23 protein-coding genes are annotated in these 24,354 nt (G+C 42.5%); 5 read left to right on the top strand and 18 right to left on the bottom strand.

Annotated features, from left to right (window positions below; genetic code table 11):
- Positions 1-20: 20 nt before the first annotated feature.
- Positions 21-827, top strand: coding sequence for an AraC family transcriptional regulator (locus A5867_RS08365; protein WP_087627360.1), 807 nt, complete (start codon positions 21-23; stop codon positions 825-827).
- Here the strand turns inward: A5867_RS08365 and recO are convergent.
- The 9 genes from recO to A5867_RS08320 all read right to left on the bottom strand — a co-directional run bounded on the left by recO (position 821) and on the right by A5867_RS08320 (position 8,091).
- Entirely contained in the window at positions 821-1,594 is a 774-nt protein-coding gene (recO, locus tag A5867_RS08360) for a DNA repair protein RecO (RefSeq protein ID WP_005225847.1), read from the bottom strand. The genes A5867_RS08365 and recO overlap by 7 nt on opposite strands.
- A gap of 93 nt (positions 1,595-1,687) precedes the next feature.
- Complete coding sequence (era, locus tag A5867_RS08355) at positions 1,688-2,587, bottom strand: GTPase Era (protein ID WP_005225846.1); 900 nt, start codon at positions 2,585-2,587, stop codon at positions 1,688-1,690.
- Positions 2,588-2,621: 34 nt separating this feature from the next.
- Positions 2,622-3,011 carry a diacylglycerol kinase family protein gene (locus A5867_RS08350; RefSeq protein WP_170927563.1) on the bottom strand — a complete coding sequence of 130 codons (390 nt, stop codon included), beginning with the start codon at positions 3,009-3,011 and terminating at the stop codon, positions 2,622-2,624.
- Entirely contained in the window at positions 2,995-3,471 is a 477-nt protein-coding gene (ybeY, locus tag A5867_RS08345) for an rRNA maturation RNase YbeY (protein ID WP_087627358.1), read from the bottom strand. Before ybeY ends, A5867_RS08350 begins: the two co-directional genes overlap by 17 nt.
- Positions 3,471-5,672, bottom strand: a complete 2,202-nt coding sequence (locus tag A5867_RS08340) for an HDIG domain-containing metalloprotein (protein WP_087627357.1) — start codon at positions 5,670-5,672, stop codon at positions 3,471-3,473. The genes ybeY and A5867_RS08340 overlap by 1 nt, the downstream gene beginning before the upstream one ends.
- Before the next feature lie 21 nt (positions 5,673-5,693).
- A complete protein-coding gene (locus A5867_RS08335) occupies positions 5,694-6,668 on the bottom strand; it encodes a PhoH family protein (RefSeq protein ID WP_005225842.1) in 975 nt (324 codons plus the stop codon).
- A gap of 171 nt (positions 6,669-6,839) precedes the next feature.
- Entirely contained in the window at positions 6,840-7,289 is a 450-nt protein-coding gene (locus A5867_RS08330; RefSeq protein WP_005225841.1) for a GatB/YqeY domain-containing protein, read from the bottom strand.
- A gap of 33 nt (positions 7,290-7,322) precedes the next feature.
- Entirely contained in the window at positions 7,323-7,499 is a 177-nt protein-coding gene (rpsU, locus tag A5867_RS08325) for a 30S ribosomal protein S21 (RefSeq protein WP_002356740.1), read from the bottom strand.
- 160 nt (positions 7,500-7,659) lie between these two features.
- Complete coding sequence (locus A5867_RS08320) at positions 7,660-8,091, bottom strand: Fur family transcriptional regulator (protein ID WP_005225833.1); 432 nt, start codon at positions 8,089-8,091, stop codon at positions 7,660-7,662.
- 95 nt (positions 8,092-8,186) lie between these two features.
- Between A5867_RS08320 and A5867_RS08315 the strand changes: the two genes are divergently transcribed.
- Positions 8,187-9,074 carry a pyruvate, water dikinase regulatory protein gene (locus A5867_RS08315; protein WP_010748043.1) on the top strand — a complete coding sequence of 296 codons (888 nt, stop codon included), beginning with the start codon at positions 8,187-8,189 and terminating at the stop codon, positions 9,072-9,074.
- A gap of 84 nt (positions 9,075-9,158) precedes the next feature.
- Here A5867_RS08315 and thrB read toward each other — a convergent pair whose 3' ends face one another.
- The 6 genes from thrB to trxB form a co-directional block, all read right to left on the bottom strand.
- A complete protein-coding gene (gene thrB / locus A5867_RS08310) occupies positions 9,159-10,028 on the bottom strand; it encodes a homoserine kinase (RefSeq protein ID WP_005225831.1) in 870 nt (289 codons plus the stop codon).
- Positions 10,025-11,083 (bottom strand): threonine synthase, encoded by a 1,059-nt coding sequence (gene thrC / locus A5867_RS08305; RefSeq protein WP_087627356.1) that lies wholly within the window; start codon positions 11,081-11,083, stop codon positions 10,025-10,027. The genes thrB and thrC overlap by 4 nt, the downstream gene beginning before the upstream one ends.
- Before the next feature lie 2 nt (positions 11,084-11,085).
- Positions 11,086-12,336: a homoserine dehydrogenase gene (locus A5867_RS08300; RefSeq protein ID WP_081116560.1), complete on the bottom strand. Its 1,251-nt coding sequence runs from the start codon at positions 12,334-12,336 to the stop codon at positions 11,086-11,088.
- 116 nt (positions 12,337-12,452) lie between these two features.
- Positions 12,453-12,746 (bottom strand): metalloregulator ArsR/SmtB family transcription factor, encoded by a 294-nt coding sequence (locus A5867_RS08295; protein ID WP_005225828.1) that lies wholly within the window; start codon positions 12,744-12,746, stop codon positions 12,453-12,455.
- A 247-nt stretch (positions 12,747-12,993) separates the two neighbouring features.
- Entirely contained in the window at positions 12,994-14,721 is a 1,728-nt protein-coding gene (locus tag A5867_RS08290; RefSeq protein ID WP_087627355.1) for a phospho-sugar mutase, read from the bottom strand.
- 147 nt (positions 14,722-14,868) lie between these two features.
- Complete coding sequence (gene trxB / locus A5867_RS08285; RefSeq protein WP_087627354.1) at positions 14,869-15,801, bottom strand: thioredoxin-disulfide reductase; 933 nt, start codon at positions 15,799-15,801, stop codon at positions 14,869-14,871.
- A 185-nt stretch (positions 15,802-15,986) separates the two neighbouring features.
- Here trxB and A5867_RS08280 point away from each other — a divergent pair, with 185 nt between their 5' ends.
- Both A5867_RS08280 and A5867_RS08275 read left to right on the top strand, forming a co-directional pair.
- Complete coding sequence (locus A5867_RS08280; protein WP_010748039.1) at positions 15,987-17,372, top strand: MATE family efflux transporter; 1,386 nt, start codon at positions 15,987-15,989, stop codon at positions 17,370-17,372.
- Between the two features lie 152 nt (positions 17,373-17,524).
- The gene (locus A5867_RS08275; protein WP_005225824.1) at positions 17,525-17,995 is read left to right on the top strand and encodes a glutathione peroxidase; all 471 of its coding nucleotides are present in this window, start codon (positions 17,525-17,527) and stop codon (positions 17,993-17,995) included.
- Between the two features lie 235 nt (positions 17,996-18,230).
- Here the strand turns inward: A5867_RS08275 and A5867_RS08270 are convergent, their stop codons facing one another.
- The gene (locus tag A5867_RS08270) at positions 18,231-19,664 is read right to left on the bottom strand and encodes a 6-phospho-beta-glucosidase (protein ID WP_008378424.1); all 1,434 of its coding nucleotides are present in this window, start codon (positions 19,662-19,664) and stop codon (positions 18,231-18,233) included.
- Between the two features lie 20 nt (positions 19,665-19,684).
- Positions 19,685-21,076 (bottom strand): 6-phospho-beta-glucosidase, encoded by a 1,392-nt coding sequence (locus A5867_RS08265; RefSeq protein ID WP_005225822.1) that lies wholly within the window; start codon positions 21,074-21,076, stop codon positions 19,685-19,687.
- A gap of 260 nt (positions 21,077-21,336) precedes the next feature.
- Here A5867_RS08265 and A5867_RS08255 point away from each other — a divergent pair, with 260 nt between their 5' ends.
- Positions 21,337-22,257 (top strand): MurR/RpiR family transcriptional regulator, encoded by a 921-nt coding sequence (locus A5867_RS08255; RefSeq protein ID WP_010748037.1) that lies wholly within the window; start codon positions 21,337-21,339, stop codon positions 22,255-22,257.
- 78 nt (positions 22,258-22,335) lie between these two features.
- Here A5867_RS08255 and A5867_RS08250 read toward each other — a convergent pair whose 3' ends face one another.
- Complete coding sequence (locus A5867_RS08250; RefSeq protein ID WP_087627352.1) at positions 22,336-24,255, bottom strand: beta-glucoside-specific PTS transporter subunit IIABC; 1,920 nt, start codon at positions 24,253-24,255, stop codon at positions 22,336-22,338.
- Positions 24,256-24,354 lie beyond the last annotated feature (99 nt).

Here is a 24,354-nt window from a genome sequence, read left to right as displayed (position 1 = left end):
TCGAAACACGGAGGTACACTATGCCTATCTACTTTTATCAAACCAATCAGCAGCTGCCTTTATCTCTGGAAAGCATCGGCAACGATTGGGCGCAAGATGACGTCGCTCGTCCTGATGGCTATCCCTACTTCCATTGGCTGCAAACCGAGCAAGGGGAAGGCCGAATCACATTTGGTCAGGAATCGTTTATCTTACGTCCGAATGAAGGCATTTTGATTTTTCCTTTTACGCCCCATCGCTATTATCCATTGACTAACTGGAAAACATCCTTCGCCACATTCCAAGGCCCTTTGGCAGCTGAGGTGTTAAAGCAGTACACGAATCAGCCCTATATATTAGCTGAAGAGTCAGAAACCTTTTCTTATGTCACCTGGATCAATCAACGGATCAAAGAAGACCAACAAATCAGTTGGGACCCGCTACGGGCTTCTAGCGAATGTTACCGCTTTTTATTGGCGATCATGCAAGAACGCTCAGGCAATCCAACAGAAAAACACCCGCTGTTCCAACAATATCTGGTTCCCGTTATACAAGAAATCGAAACGAATTACGATCAGGCGATCACGATCAAAGAACTAGCAAGGCTCGTCTATGTGTCACCACAGTATCTCTCACGTCTGTTCCAACGTTTTTTGGGGCAATCTACTGCACAATATTTATTGAACTACCGCATGACCCGAGCCAAAGAGCTTTTGGTGGCACAGCCAGATCTGCCCATTCAACAAGCTGCCTTCGCAGTGGGGTTTCAAGATGCAAGTCACTTTACAGCATTATTCAAAAAAAGAGTCGGCTTAACTCCATTGAAGTTTCGCCAACTCTATCATTGATTTTTCGGTTTTAAGACGTCTTGCCATTGCCCCATCTGATCGATAAACTTCTTACTTTTTAAATGAATGCCCACATATTCATCATATAATAAATCAATCACTCGTCGGATCGCGGCTTTCGTTTCTGGCTTTAATTTGATTGAAGCAATCTGCTCGTAGGATATTTGCGAAAATAAGCGAATAAAATGGATCGCCCGAGAATCAGCATGATAACGACGTTCGTCCATCCCCCAGTGCTGTTCACATAAAATACCGCTATATTTTGAGGAATAATCAAACCGACCGTCGGTTTTTCCGCAGATCGCACAATGGGTCCAATTCGGGGTGATCCCGAAACGGTGCAAAATCTGGATCTCAAAAATATTGGTGATGATCTCTGCGTCGTTTTCTTGATCCATTAATTGCAAGGCCTCATGTAAAAATTGGTATAGATGTGGGTCATAGACTCGATCATCAATAGCAGAATCAGCCAAATTCAATAAGTAGGTTGCATAACCAGCAATAAAAATATCACTTTGGATCGTACGAAAAGGATGGATGTCTTTGGCATTGTTTAAAAAGGACAAGCCTTCCGTTTTGATGGTTCCCATGTAGGTGGCTTCAGTATAGGAGAGCAGCGCTGGTGCCAAGGGGTTATTTTTCCGATGGGCACCCTTGACATAAAACATTTGCTTCCCAGCAGATTCCGTAAAGATTTTGACTAGCTTGTCTTTTTCTTTATGGTCTTTTGAAAAAAGCAAGATTCCTTTTGTTTCAACAAGATTCATCGTCGCACCCCATTTCTTTAAAAAAACTGATCCAGTTCGCTAACTGCATCAGTTTTTCTTCATTAAAACAGATCATGTTTGATCTGCATGTCATCAATACTCATCTTTGCGATAGCCATAATCTGTTAAGAATGTTTGCTTGTCGCGCCAATCTTTTTGAACTTTTACCCATAATTCCAAGAAGACTTTGTCATCTAACAAGTGTTCAATGTCTAAACGAGCTTTCGTACCGATCTGTTTCAGCATTTTTCCGCCTTTACCGATGATAATGCCTTTTTGACTGTCACGTTCGACAATGATCGTCGCTTGAATATGCACCTTGTCATTGTGGTCTCGTTTCATGGAGTCAACCACGACCGCTACTGAGTGAGGTACTTCATCTCTGGTCAGTAGCAAGACTTTTTCCCGCACCAATTCGGAAACGATAAAGTATTCTGGATGATCCGTGATTTGATCCTCTGGGAAGTACTGAGGCCCTTCTGGCATTTCATCGATCAGTAGCTTCATTAACGTTTCGAAATTATTGCCTTCTGTTGCGGAAATCGGTACGATCTCAGCAAAGTCCATTTGTGAGGAGTAGTCTTCAATAATTGCCAATAAGGCATCTGGATGGACTTTATCAATTTTATTGATCACGAGGAAAACCGGTGTCTGACTTTGGCGCAATCGTTCGATAATAAAATCATCGCCCTTGCCACGCTTTTGGTCCGCACTGATCATAAATAGCGTCACGTCAACTTCTCGCAGTGCACTATAGGCGGTTTCAACCATAAAATCGCCTAAACGGTGTTTGGGTTTATGGATCCCTGGTGTATCGATAAAGATCAGCTGTGCGTCATCCGTCGTGTAGACCCCTTGGATTTTGTTACGGGTCGTTTGCGCTTTGTCACTCATGATCGCGATTTTTTGTCCTACGACTCGATTTAGTAGTGTTGATTTCCCAACATTTGGCCGCCCGACGATCGCAACGAAGCCTGATTTGTGTGTTGTCATTGTTGTTCCCCTTTATCTTGTGTTTTGGTGCGCATCAGAAGAGCTGCAGCAATTTTGGCAAGAAGATGATCGCTGCGACGACTAACGCAAAAAATGCGGTCATCAGCACGGCACCAGCTGCCATATCTTTGATTTTTTTTCCGATAGGATGGAAATGGAAATCTGTAAACATATCTACGACGTTTTCAAAGACGGTGTTGATGATCTCAACGATCCAGACTAAGAAAACAGCTAGCAGCAACCAGAGCCATTCCATTTGACTCAAACGGAAAATAAAGCCTACAATGATCGCAACGATTCCTAGTGCAACATGTTTACGCATATTGCGTTCCTCTTTAAAGACGGTTTTTATACCAGTGAAAGCAAATTCGATCGACGAAATAAATTGTTTGTTTTTCCCAATATTCTTATCTTTTGAGTCCATAGGCATCCAGTATTTCCTTTTGCAATCCAAACATTTCCTTTTCATCTTCAGGTGTCATATGATCATAGCCATTGATATGCAAGAAACCATGTAACGCCAAGAAACCCAGCTCCCGATCATAGGTGTGCCCGTATTCAGCAGCTTGTTCTTTCGCTCGTTCAATGGAGATCATAATATCTCCAAGATCACGCGGCAGCTCTTCAAGGGCTTCGTCAAAAATGATCGACAGCTCTTCATCTGTTTCTTCTTCAAAGGCAAAACTAATGACATCTGTTGGCATATCTTTGCCGCGGTACTCCCGATTGATTTCTTGGATCGCCGCATTGTCCATAAATGTGACGGACATTTCTGTATCCTCTGGAAGTTCTAAATGTCCTGCAGCAAATTGCAACAGTCCTTCGATCTCTTTGATCTTGGTTTCCCCCACTGAATTTGTCTCATCTAAAATGGTAATCTCCATTAGCGCTCTCTTCTTTCTTGTTCTTCTTTCATTTTCTCTGCTTCCGACTTCATTTTTGGATATTTGATCCGTGAATGGAAGGTACTGCAAAGTCCGTTGACCAGTGATTTTTCAATCATTCGGATTTCTTTCAAAGTCAGGCCTGTTTCATCCAGTTGACCGTCTAAGATCCGATCATTGATAAGATTTGCAACAAATTCTTGAATCTTTTGATTTGTTGGATTTTCCATCGCTCGAACAGCTGCTTCACAACTATCCGCGATACTCACAACGCCAGCTTCTCGTGTTTGCGGTTTTGGACCAGGATAACGGAAACCTTCTTCCGTCACCTCGGGATTACGCTCTTTGGCTTTCACATAGAAATAACGCATCAAGGTCGTGCCATGGTGTTGACGACAAATGTCGATCACCATGCGGGGCATTTTGGCTTCTTCGAGAATTTCCGCCCCATCGATCACGTGACCGAAGATAATTTGTTTGCTGTCTTCAGGCAACAAGAAATTATGCGGGTTTTCGGCACCAGCAGGTAAATTTTCTACGAAGAAATTGGCATGTTTGACCTTGCCGATATCATGGTAATAACAAGCCACACGAGTCAGTAAGCTTTGCCCGCCGATTTCGGCAACGGCATTGGCACTAAGATTGGCAACCATCATACTGTGATGATACGTTCCTGGCGCTTCTTCCAGCAACTGTTTTAACAATGGATGATTCGGGTTACTCAATTCATTTAACACGATCATACTCTCATCCGTCACCAACAATTCGATGTAAGGATGTAGTCCCATCGTTAGCAAATAGCTTAAGAGAGAGCCTGCTAAACCACAAATGATCGTGGTCCAAGTGTTCCCGCGAGCAAAATCCATTCCTTGGAAAATCACCAGCACAAAACTCAGTAAGAGCGGAAAGACGATCACCCACGCTACTGCCGTTTTCCCTTGACTAGCGATGCGGGCGCGCTTGATCATCGTTCCCATCAAGCCAGAGAACAAATAGGTGACTAAGACGGTCGTCAACAAGTTGGTTCCGCTAGAATCAAAGTAAATAAAGAGTGCACTGATTACTTGGAAAATCGCAGACAAAATCCCCAAACGACGGCTGGAGAAAATACTCAGGATCAACGGTGTAAACGCAGCTGGGAAAAACAGCGGGATAAAGGTCACTAATTCAGATTGGAAAAGTTGGAAAAACTTCATGATCAAAATACTGAATGCCATTGCCAAAATATAAAACGTGACTGCATTCATCCGTTTTTCCACGTCTTTCGTCTGTTTCGTGTAATAAAACACCATCAGCATCTGTAAGACTGTTGCTAACACTAAAGCGATCAATGGAAAAACAGAAAAGGTCTGATTAGTCATTCCTAAAAGCTGCAGCTTCTCTAGGGCATTGGCATCGATCTGCGAGCCCTCACGGACAATGATCTCTCCTTGATAAATCATCACTGGAGGAACAGCATCCATGGCGGTTTGCCGTGCTTCTTCTGTCCGTTTTTCATTTGGGATATCGTTCACGACGATTCCTTGATTGACTAAGAAACGTAAGACAGAAGCCATATCTGAGCTAACATCTAAGAACTGGATCTTATCTTCCGCCTCAGAACGGAACGTACTTAATTCCGTTTGGCGGATCTGTTTCGCCATTTGTTCATCTATTAATTGTAGCGCATAGGTACGCACTGTATTTAATTCATCATCACTTAATGAGAACATCGTCGTCAAAAAATTATTGGTAAATGACTGATAAAAATCTAGTTCATCATCACTCATTTTTTCAAATTCTTGTTTTAAGGCTGCGATATATTCATCTGTACTAGGTTTAGGGATATTTTCATCCTCATCGGCTTCAGCCACTTTTTTTTCATGAGCTTCATCCACTGATTTTTTGACTGAAGCAACTAAGTCAAATAAATGATCGATACGATCATGCTGCGTTTGCGCCAGTGTATCCTGATACGTGTACTCTGGTGGTACAGCTTCGGCAGCCAGTTTACGTTTTTGTTCCGTCGCAGCGGTATTTTCGATCGTTTTATTGGCACGGATATTTTCTTCCGCCACTTGACCTTCGCTATAATCGACATTGTTTTGTTTGACGCTGGTGTACATGATACCAATCGAAAAAAGAAAGAAAAGGAACATCAAAACTGGTAGATAGAATTTCCCAAGTCTTTCTCTAAATTTCCGTAGTGGTTGAATGATCATAGTTCTCCTCCTAAAAGACGATCAGCGCTTGTCTTTAAGATCTGCTTCTTCATATGCGCGAATGATCTCGGCAACAACTGGATGCCGCACGACATCTCCTGCTTCAAAATTAGCAAAAGCAATTTTAGGGATCTCTTGTAACGTTCGTTCGGCGTGGATCAGGCCGCTTAAAGTCCCTTTTGGCAAATCGATCTGGCTGGTATCGCCATTGACGATCATTTTAGAGTTGAATCCTAAACGGGTCAAAAACATTTTCATTTGAGCGATCGTCGTATTTTGCGCTTCATCTAAAATGACAAAGGCATCTTCTAGCGTACGTCCACGCATATATGCCAAGGGTGCGATCTCAATGACGCCTCGTTCCATGAGACGGTTCGTATGATCCATCCCAAAAATTTGATACAACGCATCATAAACGGGGCGTAAGTAAGGATCAACTTTTTCTTTCAAGTCTCCTGGTAGGAAACCAAGATTTTCTCCTGCTTCAACGGCGGGACGTGTCAAAATGATTTTTTGCACTTGGCCTTTCTTTAGAGCTGCAATTGCCATTACGACTGCTAAGAAGGTCTTTCCGGTTCCAGCGGGGCCGACACCAAACACTACATCATGTTTACGGACGGCTTCGATATATTTTTTTTGCCCAGCATTTTTCGCTCGGATCGGTTTGCCGTTACGGTCTTTGATGATCTCTTCTTCATACATATCTTTGAAATAATCAAGACTGCCCTTATTCACCATATTCAACGCAGTGATCACATCAGGGGTACTGATATTGATGCCTCGTTTGATCAACTCTTGCAAAGCCCGAATCACGGATTGTGCCTTTTCAGCGGCTTCAGTTTCTCCTACGATTTGGATCAGCTCACCACGAGTGTGAATGACCGTTCCTGTGGAGTCTTCAATAATTTTGATGTTCTTATCGTGGGCACCTAATAATAAACGAACGTCATCGTTTTCACTAAGTGTTATCTCGATCGTTATTGTTTTGTCTGTCAAATATGTTACAGCTCCTTTTTTGGCGTTCTTATTAATAATAACATAAGATGGAAAAAAGAAAAATTACTTATCAAGCACAACAGTCGTTTCCCCTTGTCCTTATGCTTTTTTTAAGTTTTCGAAATCAGAAAAAAAAGCCGCAAGCATGTCATCCATACTTGCGGCGTGAGCTTACATTTGATCCAATAATTCTTTAACGATCGCATTGACTTGATTACCGTCTGCTTTGCCTTTAACTTGTGGCATTACAGCACCCATCACTTTTCCAAATTCTTTGGAAGAAGAAGCACCAGTCTTTTCAATCGCTCCAGCGACGATTTGGCGGATTTCCGCTTCATCGAGTTGTGCTGGCAAATATTTTTCAACAACTGCAATTTCAACTTTGACTTTCTCTGCTAGATCATTTCGGTCAGCTTTCTCAAACTCATTTAAAGAATCACGACGCTGTTTCATCTCACGAGACAAAACGGTCAACTCTTCTTCTTCATTCAAGTCAGAACCTTTTTTGATCTGCTCATTTTGAATTGATGCTTTCAACATGCGGATCACCTGCAAGGTTTCCTTGTCTTTGGCTTTCATCGCTGTCTTCATGTCATCATTCAGTGTACTTAGTAGTGTCACACTACCAGCTCCAATTCTCAAAACAGTAGAAAATTAGAATTTTTTGCGTTTTCTAGCTGCTTCAGATTTTTTCTTACGCTTTACGCTAGGTTTTTCGTAAAATTCACGTTTACGAGATTCCTGTAAAGTACCCGCTTTTGACACGGAACGTTTGAAGCGACGAAGAGCATCGTCAAGTGATTCGTTTTTGCGAACGACTGTTTTTGACATGTAAATTCCCTCCCTCCGAGCTTAAAAAGTAACCGTAGTTGTTATTGAAATAAAATCCCAAAAAACACGACTGTCCTTTAAAAATTATAGCTAACCCCTGAAAAAGTGTCAAGGCATTCTGTTAAAAAAGTCTTCGATCCCATCAAGTTTGTTTGGGTTTTCATTGACATTCTTCACAACGGCCCAAAATCTCGAAGCGATGTCCCTCGATCAAGCAGCCAGGAAGCTGTTCTTGGAAGAAGTCCATCGGGCAAATATGCAGTTCTTTTGTTTTGCCACAAACCGTGCAAATAAAGTGATGGTGATGATGGTCCTCTAATTCTGCACAGCAGTTATAGCGAAACTTCATCTCCCCGTTCAGCTCTGTTTCTTCTAAAATACCGATCTCAGAAAAATCATGCAGATTACGGTAGATCGTATCATAGCTCAAGCCCGGATACTTTTCTGACATGTATTCATGAATTTCCTTGGCTGGCAAATAGCGATTGCGTTTCACTAAATAAGTAATGATCGCTTCTCTTTTTTTGGTGTATTTAAAGCCATTTTCTTTCAATGTAGTCATGGCATGCTCAATAAGTGTTTGATTTTTCATCGTAGGCCCTCCTGATAAATCAAAATCATTCCGATTCTATCGATCTTAAGTATGGTATAATGAAATCAATAAAAAAGCAAGAGAGGATTTTTCTTATGAAGCCAACTGAACCTGAACAACCAGACTTGCAAGAAAAATTGCAAACCAGTGCCGCAGTGACGATGTTCGTGTTGTCGGACTCTGCCGGCGAAACGGCATCGAAGCTTGCACAAGCGACAATGGCCCAATACCCCAGCGTCGAATTTAACCTTTTTAGACGCACGTTTATCCACACAAAAGAGCATTTGATCAAAGCTTTGTCTGATGCAAAAAAACACAACGCCATTATTCTTCATACCTTGATCAAAGAAGAACTTGTGGATTTGACGAATCATTTTTGTGAAGAAGCTGACCTTTACCATTTCGACGTATTGACCCCTCCAGTAAGTGAAGTAGAACGACGAACTGGCGTAGCACCTTCACGAGAGCCAGGGGCTTTGCACCACTTAAACGAAAATTATTTCAAACGCATCAAAGCCATGGAATTTGCGGTTATGTACGATGATGGGAAAGACCCTCGTGGCTTCTTGGAAGCAGATGTCGTGTTACTAGGGGTTTCTCGGACGTCAAAAACGCCTTTGAGTCTATTTCTAGCAAACAAAAATTTAAAAGTTGCTAACCTGCCTTTAGTCCCGCAAGCCCACATCCCAAAACAGCTCTGGGAAATCGATCCGAAAAAAATCGTCGGGCTAACAAACGATCCGAATGTGTTAAACAGTATTCGCAAAGAACGGATGCGCTCCTACGGATTGAACCCAGATTCTGCGTATTCCGATATAGAAAAAATCAAAGCGGAGCTGACGTTTGCCAATGATCTTTACGAGAAACTAGGCTGTGTCGTGATCAATGTCGCTTCTCTTTCCATCGAAGAAACCGCCTCTATGATTTTAAATGCATTAAACTTAGAAGATCATAGTTATTACACGTCAGAAACGAAAGACTAACATCGATGAAGCAATGAAAAATGGTGAGCAGAAAATCTTCTGCTCACCGTTTTTGGTCTGTGGCTCATTTATTATTATTCTCTTTTAGAACACTTGCAGCCCTTCACGATCGATTTGTAATTGTTCGATATACGCATTGCTCTCCAAGGCATGCAAAAGTTTTGAGATTCGTTCTGCCCGTTCCTCTGGGACGATCGCTAAGACCGTAGGACCTGCGCCGCTTAAGAAACAGCCATAGCCGCCTTCTTCTTCGCAGATTTGGCGAATGGTCGACAAGTGCGGCACAAGCTTTTCCCTATAGGCTTCATGAAAACGATCCTGCTGCATCAATTTTCCTGCAAGAGGCAGATTGCCATTGATGACCGCTGCGATCATCACGTTGGCGATCGCACTGGCTTCGACAGCTTGCTCGTGCGAAAGGGTCTGCGGCAAGACTTGACGACTTGCTTCAGTCAACAGTTCTTCATGAGGAATATAGGCAATGATCTCGCACTCTGGAAAATGATGCTTGACTAAATACGTATGCTTGTGCTGATGGTCGTAAGCAGCAACCGCAAAATCTCCATAAATCGCTGGTCCAACGTTGTCAGGATGCCCTTCGATGGCAGTTGCGATCTCAAGCTTTTGTGCTGCACTCAGATTCATGTGGGCCATGCGGTTGGCTAGTTCAATCCCGGCGACGATCACCGAGGAACTGCTGCCTAAGCCTCTTGCCAAAGGAATGTCCGAACTCATTCGGATTTTCAAAGGCTTCATGTTTGGTGCTAATTTCAATGCCACACGCAAAAGCAAGTTGGTTTCATCCGTTGGGATCTCTGAACCTAGCTCATGGATGATTTCCCACGTATCGTTTTCTTTTAAAACTTCAATGAACAAATACTTTGACAGGGCAATCCCGCAGGAATCAAAACCAGGCCCTAAGTTCGCACTGGTTGCAGGAACGCGGATCTTCATAGATTGGCAACTCCTTCACGAAGATGCTGACGCATTTCTTCTAAATCACTCATCTTATTGATGGTTACTTCTGTCGCTTTGATAGCTGTATCAGGATCCTTCAGACCATTTCCAGTAAAGACGGAAACGACAGTCTCACCTGGTTTGATTTTACCTGCTTTCACGTGCTGGATGACACCAGCCAGCGAGGCAGCTGAGCCTGGTTCAATAAACACACCATCTTGCGCAGCAATTTTACGGTAAGCATTCAAAATTTCCTCATCGGTTACTGCATCGATGTGTCCATTTGATTCATCACGAGCGGCTTCTGCCAACTGCCAGCTGGCTGGATTGCCGATCCGAATCGCTGTAGCAATCGTTTCTGGTTGTTCGATGACTTCACCACGGACGATCGCAGCAGCACCTTCAGCTTCAAACCCATGCATTCTTGGCAACGCGGTGCCTTTTTTCTCATGCCATTCTTTGAACCCTTTCCAATATGCCGAGATATTCCCTGCATTACCGACAGGAATCGCAAGAACATCCGGTGCTTGTCCTAATTGTTCGCATACTTCAAAGGCCGCTGTTTTTTGTCCTTCTAAACGATAAGGATTGACTGAGTTTACTAGCGCCACGGCTTCGGTTTCTGCAATATCTCGTACTGCTTTTAACGCTTCATCAAAGTTTCCTGGGATCGAAATGATGTCGGCTCCATAAACGATTGCTTGCGCCAATTTTCCCATAGCGATCTTGCCATCTGGAATAACAACATAGGCTTTGATCCCCGCTCTGGTCGCATAAGCTGCTGCTGCCGCACTGGTATTTCCTGTCGATGCACAGACGATTGCTTTGGCACCTTCTTCCACCGCTTTTGCCACCGCCATGACCATCCCTCGGTCTTTAAAAGAGCCTGTCGGATTCAGCCCTTCGTATTTTCCATACAATTGAATCCCTAATTCCTTGGAAAGGCTTGGTAAGGGAATCAACGGCGTGTTGCCTTCAGCCAGCGACAATGCTGGTGTATTTTCGTTGACTGGCAGATATTCCTTGTATTGATGCAATAATCCTTGATACATGTTTATTCCTCCATCACTTTCATTATTTGTATGTCTTGTGCATCGGTATAAGTTGCGAGTTTTTCTGTTAACTCTTTTTCGCTCATTGGATTGGTGATTCCAGCTATTCGTTGGTCTGCTTCGTTGAACACCGTTTGCTCAAACGCAAACCATTCTGGAAGAGCGTTCCCTTTGATCTCTTGACTTGAAAAAGACACATAATGCTGGCTAGGGACTTCTTCTACAGATGCTAATGCTGTTTCTTTTTCAAAAGTTAGAAAAGGTTCAACGATCCCAAAGCTTTTATTTTTTGCTAAAACGGTCAAATCCGCTACCACGCTGGTGGCCGTCGGTCGCGATCCTGCTCCTGGTCCATAAACCATTGATTGATCGATGCCTTCACTCTCGATAAAAATGCCATTAAACTCGTTTTGGATCGTCGCTAACGCATGGTTTTTCGGCACTAATACAGGTCCAACTGACACAGTAAGGGAACCGTCAACTGTCTTTTGTGCTGCACCGATCAACTTCACTTCATAACCAAAGGCTTGTGCCTGCTTAATATCTGCCACAGCTAAGCCGCGGATGCCTTTTGTTGCCACATCAGCAACATGGATCGTTTTCCCAAAAGCAAATTTGGTCAGGATCACCATTTTATAGGCCGCATCGATACCGTCAACATCATTAGTAGGATCTGATTCGGCAAAACCTTTTGCTTGGGCTTGTGACAAAGCATCTTCATAGGTCATGCCATCTTCCGTCATTTTTGTCAGCATATAATTGGTCGTCCCATTGACGATACCAAAAATCCCTGTGATGGTATCAGGCAGATAGTGGGTGCTCAATGTACGCAAGATCGGAATGCCACCACCCACGCTGGCTTCATAATAAAGAGACACCCCGGCTTTTTCAGCGATTGCCAGCAGTTCAGGTCCATGGGTGGCAATCAAGTCTTTATTTGCCGTCACAACGTGCTTCTTATTTTCTAAAGCAGCTGAAATAAACGCTTTTGCCGGATCGATCTTCCCGATCAATTCCACAATTACGTCGATGGTCTCATCTTCAAACAACTCATTTGCCTCATTCGTCAACGCAAACCCGTACTTAGCCGCTAACGCAGACTTATCCTCGTAAGGCGAAGCTAATGCTTTCGTGATTTGCACACTGACTCCTGTGCGTGCCAGAATGGCTTCTTTTTGCTCTGCCAACACTTGGCATACCCCGCTGCCGACAACACCCATTCCTAATAATCCAATGTTCAATTGCTTACCCATAATGCCCCCTAACTGAAAACGTTATTAAAAACCGTTCATCTAATTTTAATATTTCCACTAGCATACCAAAAACAATAAGAAAAAACTAGGACTTTTGAGAAATTCTCGCCCTAGTTTTAACGGTGATGGATATGTTCGAATGTTTTTTGCAAAATATCCACAACATGTTTGTCATCAAGACTATAAAGGATGGTTTTTCCTTGTCTTTCCGACTTTACGATCCGATTATCTTTCAAAAGTTTCAGCTGATGAGAAACTGCTGATTGTTCCATATGTACTTGTTCTGCAATCGAAGTGACATTGCGCTCTCCTTCTTGAAGAGACAACAAAATTTTTAGTCTAGTGGGATCACTAAGCATTTTAAAAATCTGTGTTACTTGCTGAATTTCTTCTAGTTTCGGCGTAGTCATCGCGCCACATCCTCTCTTATTTCCTTTTGCATTTTAGCCCTTGATAGACAGCTTGTCAATCAATGCTCGACGATCAAGGAGAAGAAACGAGCTAAAAGACAAGAATAGATCCAAGCGTCAGAAAATTCCCTTTAGAAGCTTCGGTCCCTCAACACCTGTTTACTGGGGGAAGCGAACGCTTCTTTTTCTACCACTCGGATCATTCAGTCAATTGCAATTTTTTTGATTATGAAGACATCAGATGACTTTATTCACCTGTGATTTCTTCGATCGCTGCTTGCAGATCAGCAATTTTTTGTTCTGCTGCTTCTGCCGTATCGCCTTTTACACCAATATAAAACTTGATTTTAGGTTCGGTCCCAGAAGGACGAACAGCAATCCAGCTTTCATCTTCCAAGGTGTATTTCAAAACATCAGAAGGCGGTGTGGTCATTTTTTGTTGGTGACCATCTAAGCCCACACGAGTCAACAATTTAAAGTCTTCTGTTTGCACGACAGGGGTTCCTGCGAAGACGGAAGGTGCTTTTTCACGGAAAGTCTTCATCAAGGCAGCAATCTTAGTTGCCCCTTCCATGCCGCTCATCGTTACAGAAATCGTTTTTTCTGCATAGTAGCCGTACTCTTCAAAAATATCTTGCAGACCATCATACAATGTTTTGTCTGATTGTTTGTAAAAAGCAGCCACTTCTGCTAATAAAACGAGCGCTTGGATCGCGTCCTTATCCCGTACGAATGGTTTAACTAAGTAGCCATAGCTTTCTTCAAAGCCAAACATGAAAGTTTGAGAATGGTCTGTTTCAAATTGTTGGATTTTTTCGGCAATAAATTTAAAGCCAGTTAAAACATTGATCATATCAACATCGTAGGATTTAGCGATCGCTGTTGGCAATTCACTAGAAACGATCGATTTTAAGACTGCTGCATTTTCTGGCAATGTTCCAGCTGTTTTATGGGCTTCTAGAATGTAACGGATCATCAATGCACCTAACTGGTTACCTGTCAAGACTTGGTAGTTGCCATCTGGCATTCTTACTGCAGCCCCTAAGCGATCGGCATCTGGATCTGTTGCGATCAATAGATCAGCACCTTCTTTTTCTCCTAAAGCAATCGCATATTCAAAGGCAGAGTGCTCTTCTGGATTCGGTGATTTTACTGTACTGAAGTTTGGATCAGCAACCGCTTGTGAGGGTTCAATAATGAATTGTTGGAAACCAGCTTGTTTCAACGCTTTCTCGCCAAGCATCCGCCCTGTTCCGTGAAGTGGTGTATAGACAAGTTTCAAATCTTTGCCCACCGTATCGATCAATTCTTGATCGATCGTGACTTCTTTGATTTCTTTCAGATAAGCAGTATCGATTTCTTCGCCAATAATAGAGATCAAGCCGCTGTTTTTGGCTTCTTCTTCACTTAATACAGGGATCTCCAACGGATTTTCAATTTCCCGAACAAATTTTGTCAATGCATCCGCATCTGCTGGTGGCATTTGCCCACCATCTTCCCCATATACTTTGTAGCCATTGTATTCGGCTGGATTGTGAGAAGCAGTGATCATGATTCCAGTAAAGGTTTTTAAGTAACGCACAGCAAAAGATAATTCTGGCGTCGGACGTAAGCTTTCAAAGACAAAGGCTGGAATATCATGTTTTGCCAATGTTTTTGCTGCTTCCATCGCGAACTCAGGTGAAAAATGACGGGAATCATAGGCAATCGCTACGCCACGACGTCTTGTTTCGGGATCTTGTGTATCCATAAAGCGAGCCAAGCCTTCCGTTGCTTGACGAATCGTATAAATGTTCATCCGATTGATACCAGGTCCTAAAATCCCTCGCATGCCAGCAGTCCCAAATTCCAAAGGCATATAAAAAGCGTCTTCTAACATCGCAGGATCTGCTTCTAATGCGGTCAATTGTTCTTTTAATTGTGGATCTAAGTGTTCACTGTTTTTCCATTGATTAAATGTTTGTTCCCATGCCATAAAATAACCTCTCCTTTTTCCGTTAAAATGCTCTAAAATTAGTATAACACTACTTACAGATTTCTCAAAGAATAACCAAACGAAAAATAAAAAAAGCTGCTATCGAAAGTGATTGACACTTTAAAAATAACAGCTAATTCCATTAGATTATTTTGTTAATTGCGCATCCTTTTGTGTTTCAATAAAATCAAACACTTGTTGACCAGCAATACTGCCATCGCCGACTGCCGTTGTGATTTGACGCAAGCCTTTTTCACGAACATCGCCAATCGCGTAAACACCAGGAATTGAAGTTTCCATCTGATCATTTGTTAAGATCCAGCCAGCATCATTCGTGATACCGCTAGCTTTGAATGGTTCTGTCAACGGATCTAAACCAACATAGATAAAGACACCGCCAGCAGCTTCTTCTGTCACTTCATCCGTTTTTACGTTTCTGACTTGCACGCTAGTTACGACCATCTCATTGCCTTTGATTTCTTCCACAACAGAATCCCAAATAAAAGAGATTTTCTCGTTGGCAAATGCGCGGTCTTGGATGATTTTTTGTGCTCGTAATTCATCACGACGGTGAACGATCGTTACTTCAGAAGCAAATTGCGTTAAGTAGATCGCTTCTTCGACTGCTGAGTCGCCTCCACCAACAACGATCAAGCGTTTGTTACGGAAAAAGGCACCGTCACAAACCGCACAGTATGAAACTCCGCGTCCTGCGAATTCTTCTTCGCCTTTGACGCCTAACTTTCTATGTACACATCCTGTGGCAATGATGACTGTTTTCCCTTGATAGGTTTTGTCTTCGGTGGCAACTTCTTTGAACTCACCTTGATCCGTGATGCTTTGAACGATCCCATAGGCATTTTCAACACCAAATTTAATGGCACCTTCATACATTTTAAATGCTAATTCAGGGCCTAAGATTGATTCGAAGCCAGGATAGTTTTCAACCTCAGCCGTATTGTTCATTTGTCCGCCAGGTGCTCCTCGTTCAATCATTAGTACTGATAAATTCGATCTTGACGCATAAAGCGCTGCTGTCATCCCCGCAGGGCCTGCGCCGATGATAATTACATCATACATATATTTCCCTCCAATTTGGACTACCCATACTTTACTTTCAAAAGCAAATTCTTTCAACTCATCTGCTTACAAAAAATAATAAGATATTCCTGCTTTTACTTTTGAAAATTACATTGACTTTCTTTTCAATTTTTGTAAAATTTTCACGATACGTCTATTATATAGAAAATAAGGAGTCCTTACAATTGAATAAGAAAAAACTTTTAGGAAAATCAGACCGTGAACTGATTTTTCTCAGCTGGCCGATTTTTGTTGAGCTATTTTTGCGGGTCGTTATTGGGAATGTCAACGTTTGGATGATTTCTCATTATTCCGAGCCAGCAGTAGCGGCCGTCAGTGCTGCCAATCAACTATTGAATTTAACGGTCTTTATTTACGGTTTCATCACCGTGGGTACTCAGATCATTATCGCACAATTGATTGGTGCGAAAAAACGCGACCAGATACCGAAAGTCATCAATACCGCTCTTTTTGGGTCATTGTTCATCGGGATTTTGATCAGCTTGATGTTTCTTTTCGGCTCAACCTACCTTTTGCGATTCATGGGCTTAGATGCTGAATTAGTTGCTTTAGGTCATGGATACTTACAAGTGTATGGCGGAAGTCTGTTCCTTTCATCGATCACGGCGGTCATAATTGCTGTCATGCGTAGCCACAGTTTCACAAAACCAGCGTTATTGGTACCGATGTTTGCTAGCATCCTAGCCGTCATTGGCAATTACTTTGTCTTATACAGCCCCTTTGGTTTACCGAATTTCGGTGTGACTGGATTGGCATTTTCTAGCGTCTTTGGTAATTCGATCGGTTTACTAATTGCCGCCATGTTGCTGAAGAAACATGTGAATTTTTCTGTTTTATCTGCCCGTTTCTCGAATGTCTCTTGGGGCGTGATGAAAAACATTTTGACTTACGGATTGCCTTCTTCTGGCGAGTCTCTTTCCTATCAAGGAGCGCAAGTCGTGGTGACGATGATCGTGGCTCAACTTGGCGCAAGTGTCTTGATTGCAAAATCTTACGTAACAGCTATCACCCAATTTGTTTATTTGATCGCCTCCGCATTAAGTCAAGGAAACCAAATCATGATTGGCCGCAATGTCGGTGCGGGTGAATTCGATCGTGCGCATCAGCGAGGCATGCGCACGATGGTGATCGGGATCATCGCCTCGGTAACGATCTGCTTATTGACCTATCTATTTATTGAACCGATCATGGGGATCTTTACTTCCAATACCGAAGTAATCGAGATTGCTAAAGGTGTCTTTTTAGTAGAGATCGTCTTAGAAACAGCGCGTGCAGTCAATATGATCCTAGTTGGTTCATTAAATGCAAGTGGTGACGTGAAGTTCCCATTGATCTGCAGCCTAATTGTTCTATGGGTCATCAGCTTACCGTTTTCCTACTCACTGGCCATCGTCTTTAAGTTTGGCTTGATCGGCGTTTGGATCGCTTATGCCATTGACGAAGCATTGCGCAGCGTCTTAATGATCTATCGCTGGCATTCTGGGGTATGGAAAACTAAATCTGTCGTTCATCCACAAGAAGCAGAACCAGAAGTCTTACCAGAAGCATAATAAGAGTCCAGTGGTCCCAACGGCCGCTGGATTTTTTGTTTTTTATAAGAAATAAAATGCGCCAAGAAGTTTGCTTGGTTTTTTTGAAGACTTTGCTCTATACTTATCTCAGAAACTATCGACTATGATTTACATTAAAAGGAGCGTTTGCTATGTCAATCTATGACTACCAAGCAACATTAGAAAACGGCGAAACTTATTCGCTAGCAAACTACGAAGGTCAACCGCTGGTGATCGTCAATACAGCTACAAAGTGCGGGTTGAGCCCGCAGTTCAAAGAATTACAAAGTCTTTATGAAACCTATAAAGACCAAGGGTTGGTCGTTCTAGGGTTTCCTTCTGACCAGTTCAAACAAGAAGTCGGCTCAGCCGAAGAAGCCGCAGCCGCTTGCCGAACCACCTATGGTGTTGATTTTCCGATGCACAAGTTAACGGTGATCAATGGCAAAGACGCAGATCCCTTGTTTCGCTATTTGGAAGCAGAAGCACCGGGTACATTAGGCAAAGCCATTAAATGGAATTTCACGAAATTCTTGGTGGACCGCCAAGGTAAAGTCGTGGAGCGTTTTGCTCCACAAACCAATCCTCAAAAAATGATTCCAGAGATTGAAAAAGTTCTTTAAAAAATGAATAAAGGCGACCTTAAGGACAAAACATGTCATGCTTAAGGTCGCCTTTTTTTGTAATTGCTGCAACGCAAGCCTTTTACAGCACTCTCATTGTCGGTTATCAATAATCTCTGAACAGCCATTTCTACTTATACAAATCATTCGTTTCAATAGTTTTTAAAAAGACTTTAAAAAAACTGCAGTCGATCTACTTAGATTTCTCTAAGGGATCAACTGCAGCTTCTTATAATTAGTTATTCGATAAATCTTCACCGTTTGAAGCAATCACTTGTTTGTACCAATCAAATGATTTTTTCTTTGTTCGTTTCAAGGTGCCGTTTCCTTCATTGTCACGGTCCACATAAATGAAACCATAGCGTTTTTTCATTTCACCTGTTCCAGCTGAAACTAAATCGATACAACCCCATGTGGTGTAGCCCAATAAGTCGACACCATCTTGTTCAACCGCATCTTTCATTGCTTGAATATGCTCTGCCAAGTATTGGATCCGGTAGTCATCTTCCACATAGCCATCTGCATCTGGTGTATCCACAGCTCCTAAGCCGTTTTCAACGATAAACAATGGTTTTTGGTAGCGATCATAAATGTCATTCATTGTGATGCGCAAACCAAGTGGATCAATCTGCCACCCCCACTCACTTGCTTCCAAGTATGGGTTTTTCACAGAGGCAAAAATATTGCCAGCCGTTTGTTCTAATAATTCAGCGTCCGTGGTTGATACGCGGGAAGAATAGTAAGAGAAGGAAATAAAGTCTACGGTGTGAGCTTTCAACAGCTCAAGGTCGCCTTCTTCCATTTTGATTTCGATCCCATTACGTTCCATTTCTTTCAGCGCATATTGTGGATATTCCCCACGTGATTGAACATCAATAAAGAAATAGTTTTCGCGATCTGCTTTGCGTGATTCCCAGACATCTTCTGGTTTGCTTGTATATGGATAGTATGCGCCAGCAGCTAACATACAGCCTACTTTGTTCTCAGGATCGACTTCATGAGCGATTTTCGTTGCGATCGCAGAGGCCAATAGCTCATGGTGAGCCGCTTGGTATTTCACTTGCTCAACGTTATCGCCTTCTTCAAAGTAAAGACCTGCTCCCATAAATGGCGCATGGAGAATCATGTTGATTTCGTTGAAGGTCAACCAGTATTTTACTAATCCTTTGTAACGGTTGAAAATCACGTTACACAAGTTTTCATAGAATCCGACTAATTCACGAGAACGCCATGCCCCGTATTTTTCAACTAAATGCATTGGGCAATCAAAGTGAGTGATCGTTACTAATGGTTCGATCCCATATTTGTGGCATTCTTTGAAAAGATCTTCATAGAACTTCAAGCCGTCTTCATTTGGTTCTGTTTCATCCCCTTTAGGGAAAATCCGACTCCAAGCGATCGACAAACGGTAGGTTTTAAAGCCCATTTCGCCAAATAGCGCGATGTCTTCTTTGTAGCGATGATACATATCGATCGCTTCTTTTGCTGGGTAGAAATGTTCGTCATCAAAATCGAACATTTTCATTTGACCAGTAATGACTGGAAAACGATCTTTGCCGATCGGTACCACGTCAACGTTTGCCAAGCCGCGTCCGCCTTCTTGGTAGCCTCCTTCACATTGATTGGCAGCTGTTGCGCCGCCCCATAAAAAGTCTTTTCTAAATGCCATGTTTCTTTCCTACTTTCTCTTTATTTAACTAGTTCGCGATCAAGTTCGCGGGCTACTTCATCTTGTACTTCTACGCCTTCTTTTTCAAGACGTGCGATCGTTTCCTTAAATTTAGGCAAGTGATCTTTGTGGGCAATAAACAGTTCGTCCATGACACGTTTTGCCGTATCACCTGATGGAACCAATGGGTTGATGGTGAAGGCTTGTAATGCGATATTGTAATCCCCCGTCACAGCTGCTTCGATCGTTAATAATTCCATTGCTTTCATTACCTGTAACCAACCTTTTTCAGCTGTCGGTAACTCACCAAAGGCAACATTTCTAGCCCCTTGTCCGCCAACGTAAGCTGTTACTTCGACTACGCAATCGGCAGGAAGATCTGGAACGGCGCCTTCATTTTTGGTTGAAACGACGATTTGGGTATTTTTATTAGCATAAATGGAAGCAATCGTTTCACACGCTGCATCTGAGTAGTAAGCACCACCACGTTTTTGCAGCTGTTCTGGTTTATGATCTAATTCAGGATCTTTGTACAACTCAAACAATTCGGCTTCGGTTTGTTTCACTTGCTGTGCGCGTGTACCGACAGTCTTGTACTCTTCGATCGCATGATTCAACATTTCTTCTTGACGATAGTAATAACGGTGATACCCGCAAGGAATCATCTTCATTTGTTCCAGCTGTTCTTTGTAAAATGGTACATCAAAGATATTCTTCGGTAAGCCATTGTCTTCTTCATACATTTTATCAATAATGTCCATCGTAACGTCATTGCCGTGTGAGTCGGTAACTTTGTGCCAGTGAAAGTGGTTCAATCCTGCAAATTTGTAAATCAATTCGTCAGGTTCTTTGCCAAGCAACGCAGGTTCAACCATCGTTGCCATGACAGGCACGTTACACAACCCGATGACTTTGTCCCATTTTCCGTAACGCACGATTGCTTCAGTCACCATACCGCTTGGATTCGCAAAGTTGATCAACCAGGCATCGGGACACAAGCGTTTCATGTCTTCAACGATTTCAAGAATGATTGGAACCGTACGAAACGCTTTGAACATACCACCAGGGCCGTTGGTTTCTTGACCAATCATGCCGTAATAGGCAGGAATTCGTTCATCTTTGATACGGGCATTCAGCAATCCTACTCGGAATTGAGTCGTAACGAAATCAGCATCTTTTAACGCTTCTTCTCGATCCAATGTCATGTGGATTTTTACATCGTAGGGTGACGCATCCCACATCCGTTGTGCCATCGCACCAACGATTGCTAATTTTTCTTTTCCTGCTTCGATATCTACTAGCCAAATCTCACGAATCGGCAATTCTTCATAGCGTTTGATAAAGCCTTCCATTAACTCCGGGGTATAGCTGCTGCCGCCACCAATGGTTGCAATTTTAATTCCTTTTGTCATTGTATTGCTCCTTTGCTATTTTATTTACATTCTTATTATCATTCATAAAAACATTTGATTCAATGTAAATAGCATATTTAGAAAAAGCGTTTGCAAATCTCGCTTCTTCTTGCAGGTGTTTTGTAAAAAAGATTTACAAAGAGCATCAAATAAGGAATAATTAGGATGTAAACGATTCGCTAGGTACTGAATAAAAACGAACTTCTGTAAAAACCATTTACAAATAATCATAAAAAAATGTAAAAAGGAGAATATATACCATGTTGTTACAAGAAAAAATGCGCCAAATCAAACTAGCACCCGCCGAACGATCGTTGATTGATTATTTATTAGCCAATCCGACCGCGATGGCGGATCAAACCATCAAGGAATTATCTGAAAAAACCTATGTTCATCCTTCTACTTTTATTCGGATCGCAAAAAAATTAGGCTTCAATGGTTGGCTCGACTTAAAAACGGCCTTTGTGGAAGAGCAAACATATATGAGCAGCCATTTTACCGATGTGGATGCGAACTTTCCCTTCTCTTCCCATGACGGTATTATGACCATCGCCAAAAAGTTGGCAAAGCTTGAACAAACAACGATCGAAGATACGCTTTCCTTGATCCATCATGATGAATTACAAAAAGCGAAACAATCGTTGCTCAATGCCAACCATATCAGGATTTTCGCCAGCAATGCCAACACCTTGATTTCTCAAGACTTTGTTTTGAAGATGCGGCGTTTAGGAAAAAGTATCCACGTCTGCGATACCTTCGGCGAAAGTGCCTATGAGGCATCCAACTGTACCTCCGATACGACCGCAATCTTGATTTCTTACACAGGTGAAAACAAAATGGTTAAAGAAATCGGTAAGATCCTTGCCGAACGGCAAGTCTCCATCATTGGGATGACTAGTATTGGCGAGAATGCGTTAGCGAAATTAAGCGATTGTGTCTTAAATATCACAACAAGAGAAAGGCTTTATTCAAAGATTGCGAATTTTACGATCAATACCTCGGTTTGCTACTTGCTAGATTTGTTGTATGCAGTCGTCTTTTCGGAACATTATGAGAAAAATCTGCAGCATTTGATCGATATCGGGATGGCGTATGATAAGCGCCCCACTTCATCAACGATAATCGCTGAACCAACCTATGATAAAAACCTTCATTATAAAGACTCACTATTTCCCAATTAAATGACTGTCAAAAAGCGATCGAGCCTTCACGACCGATCGCTTTTATCCTTATATAGCTGTTTTGCAAGTAAACATTTCCTAAACTAAAGCCGTGATCAAGTCATCGGAACAACCAACTTCTCGTTTGTCAGACTCGATGATATCCAAATAATCCGCTGAGTTGGTCACTAACACTGGGGTCTCAATATTGAATCCTGCTTTGATCAATGCATCTTTATCAAAGCTGATCAATTTTTGTCCACGAGTGACTTTATCGCCTTGCTTCACATGCGCTTCAAAGAACTCACCATTCAATTGAACAGTATCCAAACCAATATGGATCAAAAGTTCTAAACCATTCTCAGAAATCAACCCAATGGCATGTTTGGTTGGGAACAATGTCATCACAGTACCATCAAAAGGAGCCACGACTTCGCCTTTTGAAGGATGGATCAGGATACCTTTTCCTAGCACTCCTTGAGCAAAGGCTTCATCTTTGGCACTGCTTAGTGGCGCGATCGTTCCTTCCACAGGAGAAGTGATCACTTCTTTTCGAACAGTCATCGCTGGTTGTCCTTCTGCGATTTCTTCTTCCACTGCATCATCTTTCCAGAAAGCCATGGTCAAACCAAAGCCAATCGCTGCAGCGATCAAGATTCCGAAGACAGAGAACCACATGCCACTAGCGTCGCCTTCTGGAGTGATGTAGTTGAAAATGCCAAAGACCCCTAACCCACCAGAGGTGTAGCTCGTTGTTCCATTGATCATCAAGAAGGCACCTGCGACCGCACCACCAATCATTGAGTAGAAGAACGGCATTTTTTTCGGTAACGTGATTCCATAAATCGCTGGCTCCGTTACACCGAAAAGCCCTGAGATAATAGCTGGTGGACATAGTGCTTTCAGTTTTTTATCTTTCAGTTTAAAGTACATCGCCATCACTACGGCTGTTTGAGCAAAGCTGGCACCAAACGTAGCTACCAAAATCTGACTGTAGCCTAGTTGTGTCACTTGCATAATGTGTAGCGGAACAACTGACCAGTGAAGACCGAAAATAACCAATACTTGCCAGAAGAAACCTAGCAACAAGCCATAGGCAACTGGTGAGAAGTCCATCAACGCTTCAAATCCTGAGCTCAAAAGGTCCGTCAACATACTGATTACAGGTCCAATCACCAAAAACCCAATTGGCAATGCAATCAAGAGAACCAAGAACGGCACTAAGAACGTTTGGACAACAGAAGGAATAATTTTTTTCGCAAATTTTTGAACTTGCGCAGCAAAGGCAATGATAAAGATGACCGGCACCACACTGCTAGTATACGTTGCGCCAACCCACGGAATTCCTAAAAACGTTTCGTACGCAGGCAAGCCTAACAAGCTATACGGTGCAGCAGCTCCCTCGCCAGCGCCTGCAAGAAATGCGGCTTGCAAAGCAGATCCTTGAATCGTTGGGTAACAAAGCGCTGACCCGATCACGATTCCCACCATTGGATTTAAGCGAAACTTTTTCGCTGACGTATACCCTAAAATCACTGGCATAAACATGAAGATCGAATCGCCGATCGCATTGAACATCACATAGGTACCAGTCGTCGTTGTATAATCGATCAAGCCTGTTGTACCAATAAAAAGCAACAGTGCGTTTAGTCCTTTGATCATCCCCGCCGCACACAAAGCCCCTAAGAAGGGTTGGAAGCAGCCGCTCAAAATATCGATCAAACGATCAAACAAGTTGCCACCTGAAGCTGTTTCTTCAGCATCACCACTGATTCCTGCTACATCGATCACTTCTGCATAGACATCAGGTACATGGTTTCCGATAACCACCTGGTATTGACCGCCACTCTTCATGACCGTCACGACCCCATCCATGTTCTTTAAGACTTCATCATTTGCGACACCTTCATCCTTTAATTTAAAACGCAGGCGTGTGATACAATGCGTCAAGCTATTGATGTTCTCTTTCCCACCAACATTTGCTACGATTTTTTCTGCTAATTCACGATATTTTCCCATTTTTGATTCCTCCAATTTTTTTGTATTGAAGGTTTAGCCAACTGAATGTCACTATCCAAAATGTTTTCTTTTTTTGATTTCTTGCTGCATGGTCAGATG

The organism is Enterococcus sp. 6D12_DIV0197, from assembly GCF_002174385.1.
Taxonomy (GTDB): domain Bacteria; phylum Bacillota; class Bacilli; order Lactobacillales; family Enterococcaceae; genus Enterococcus_D; species Enterococcus_D casseliflavus.
Note: the sequence above shows the minus strand (reverse complement) of the source record. Positions and strands in the feature narration are given on the sequence as shown.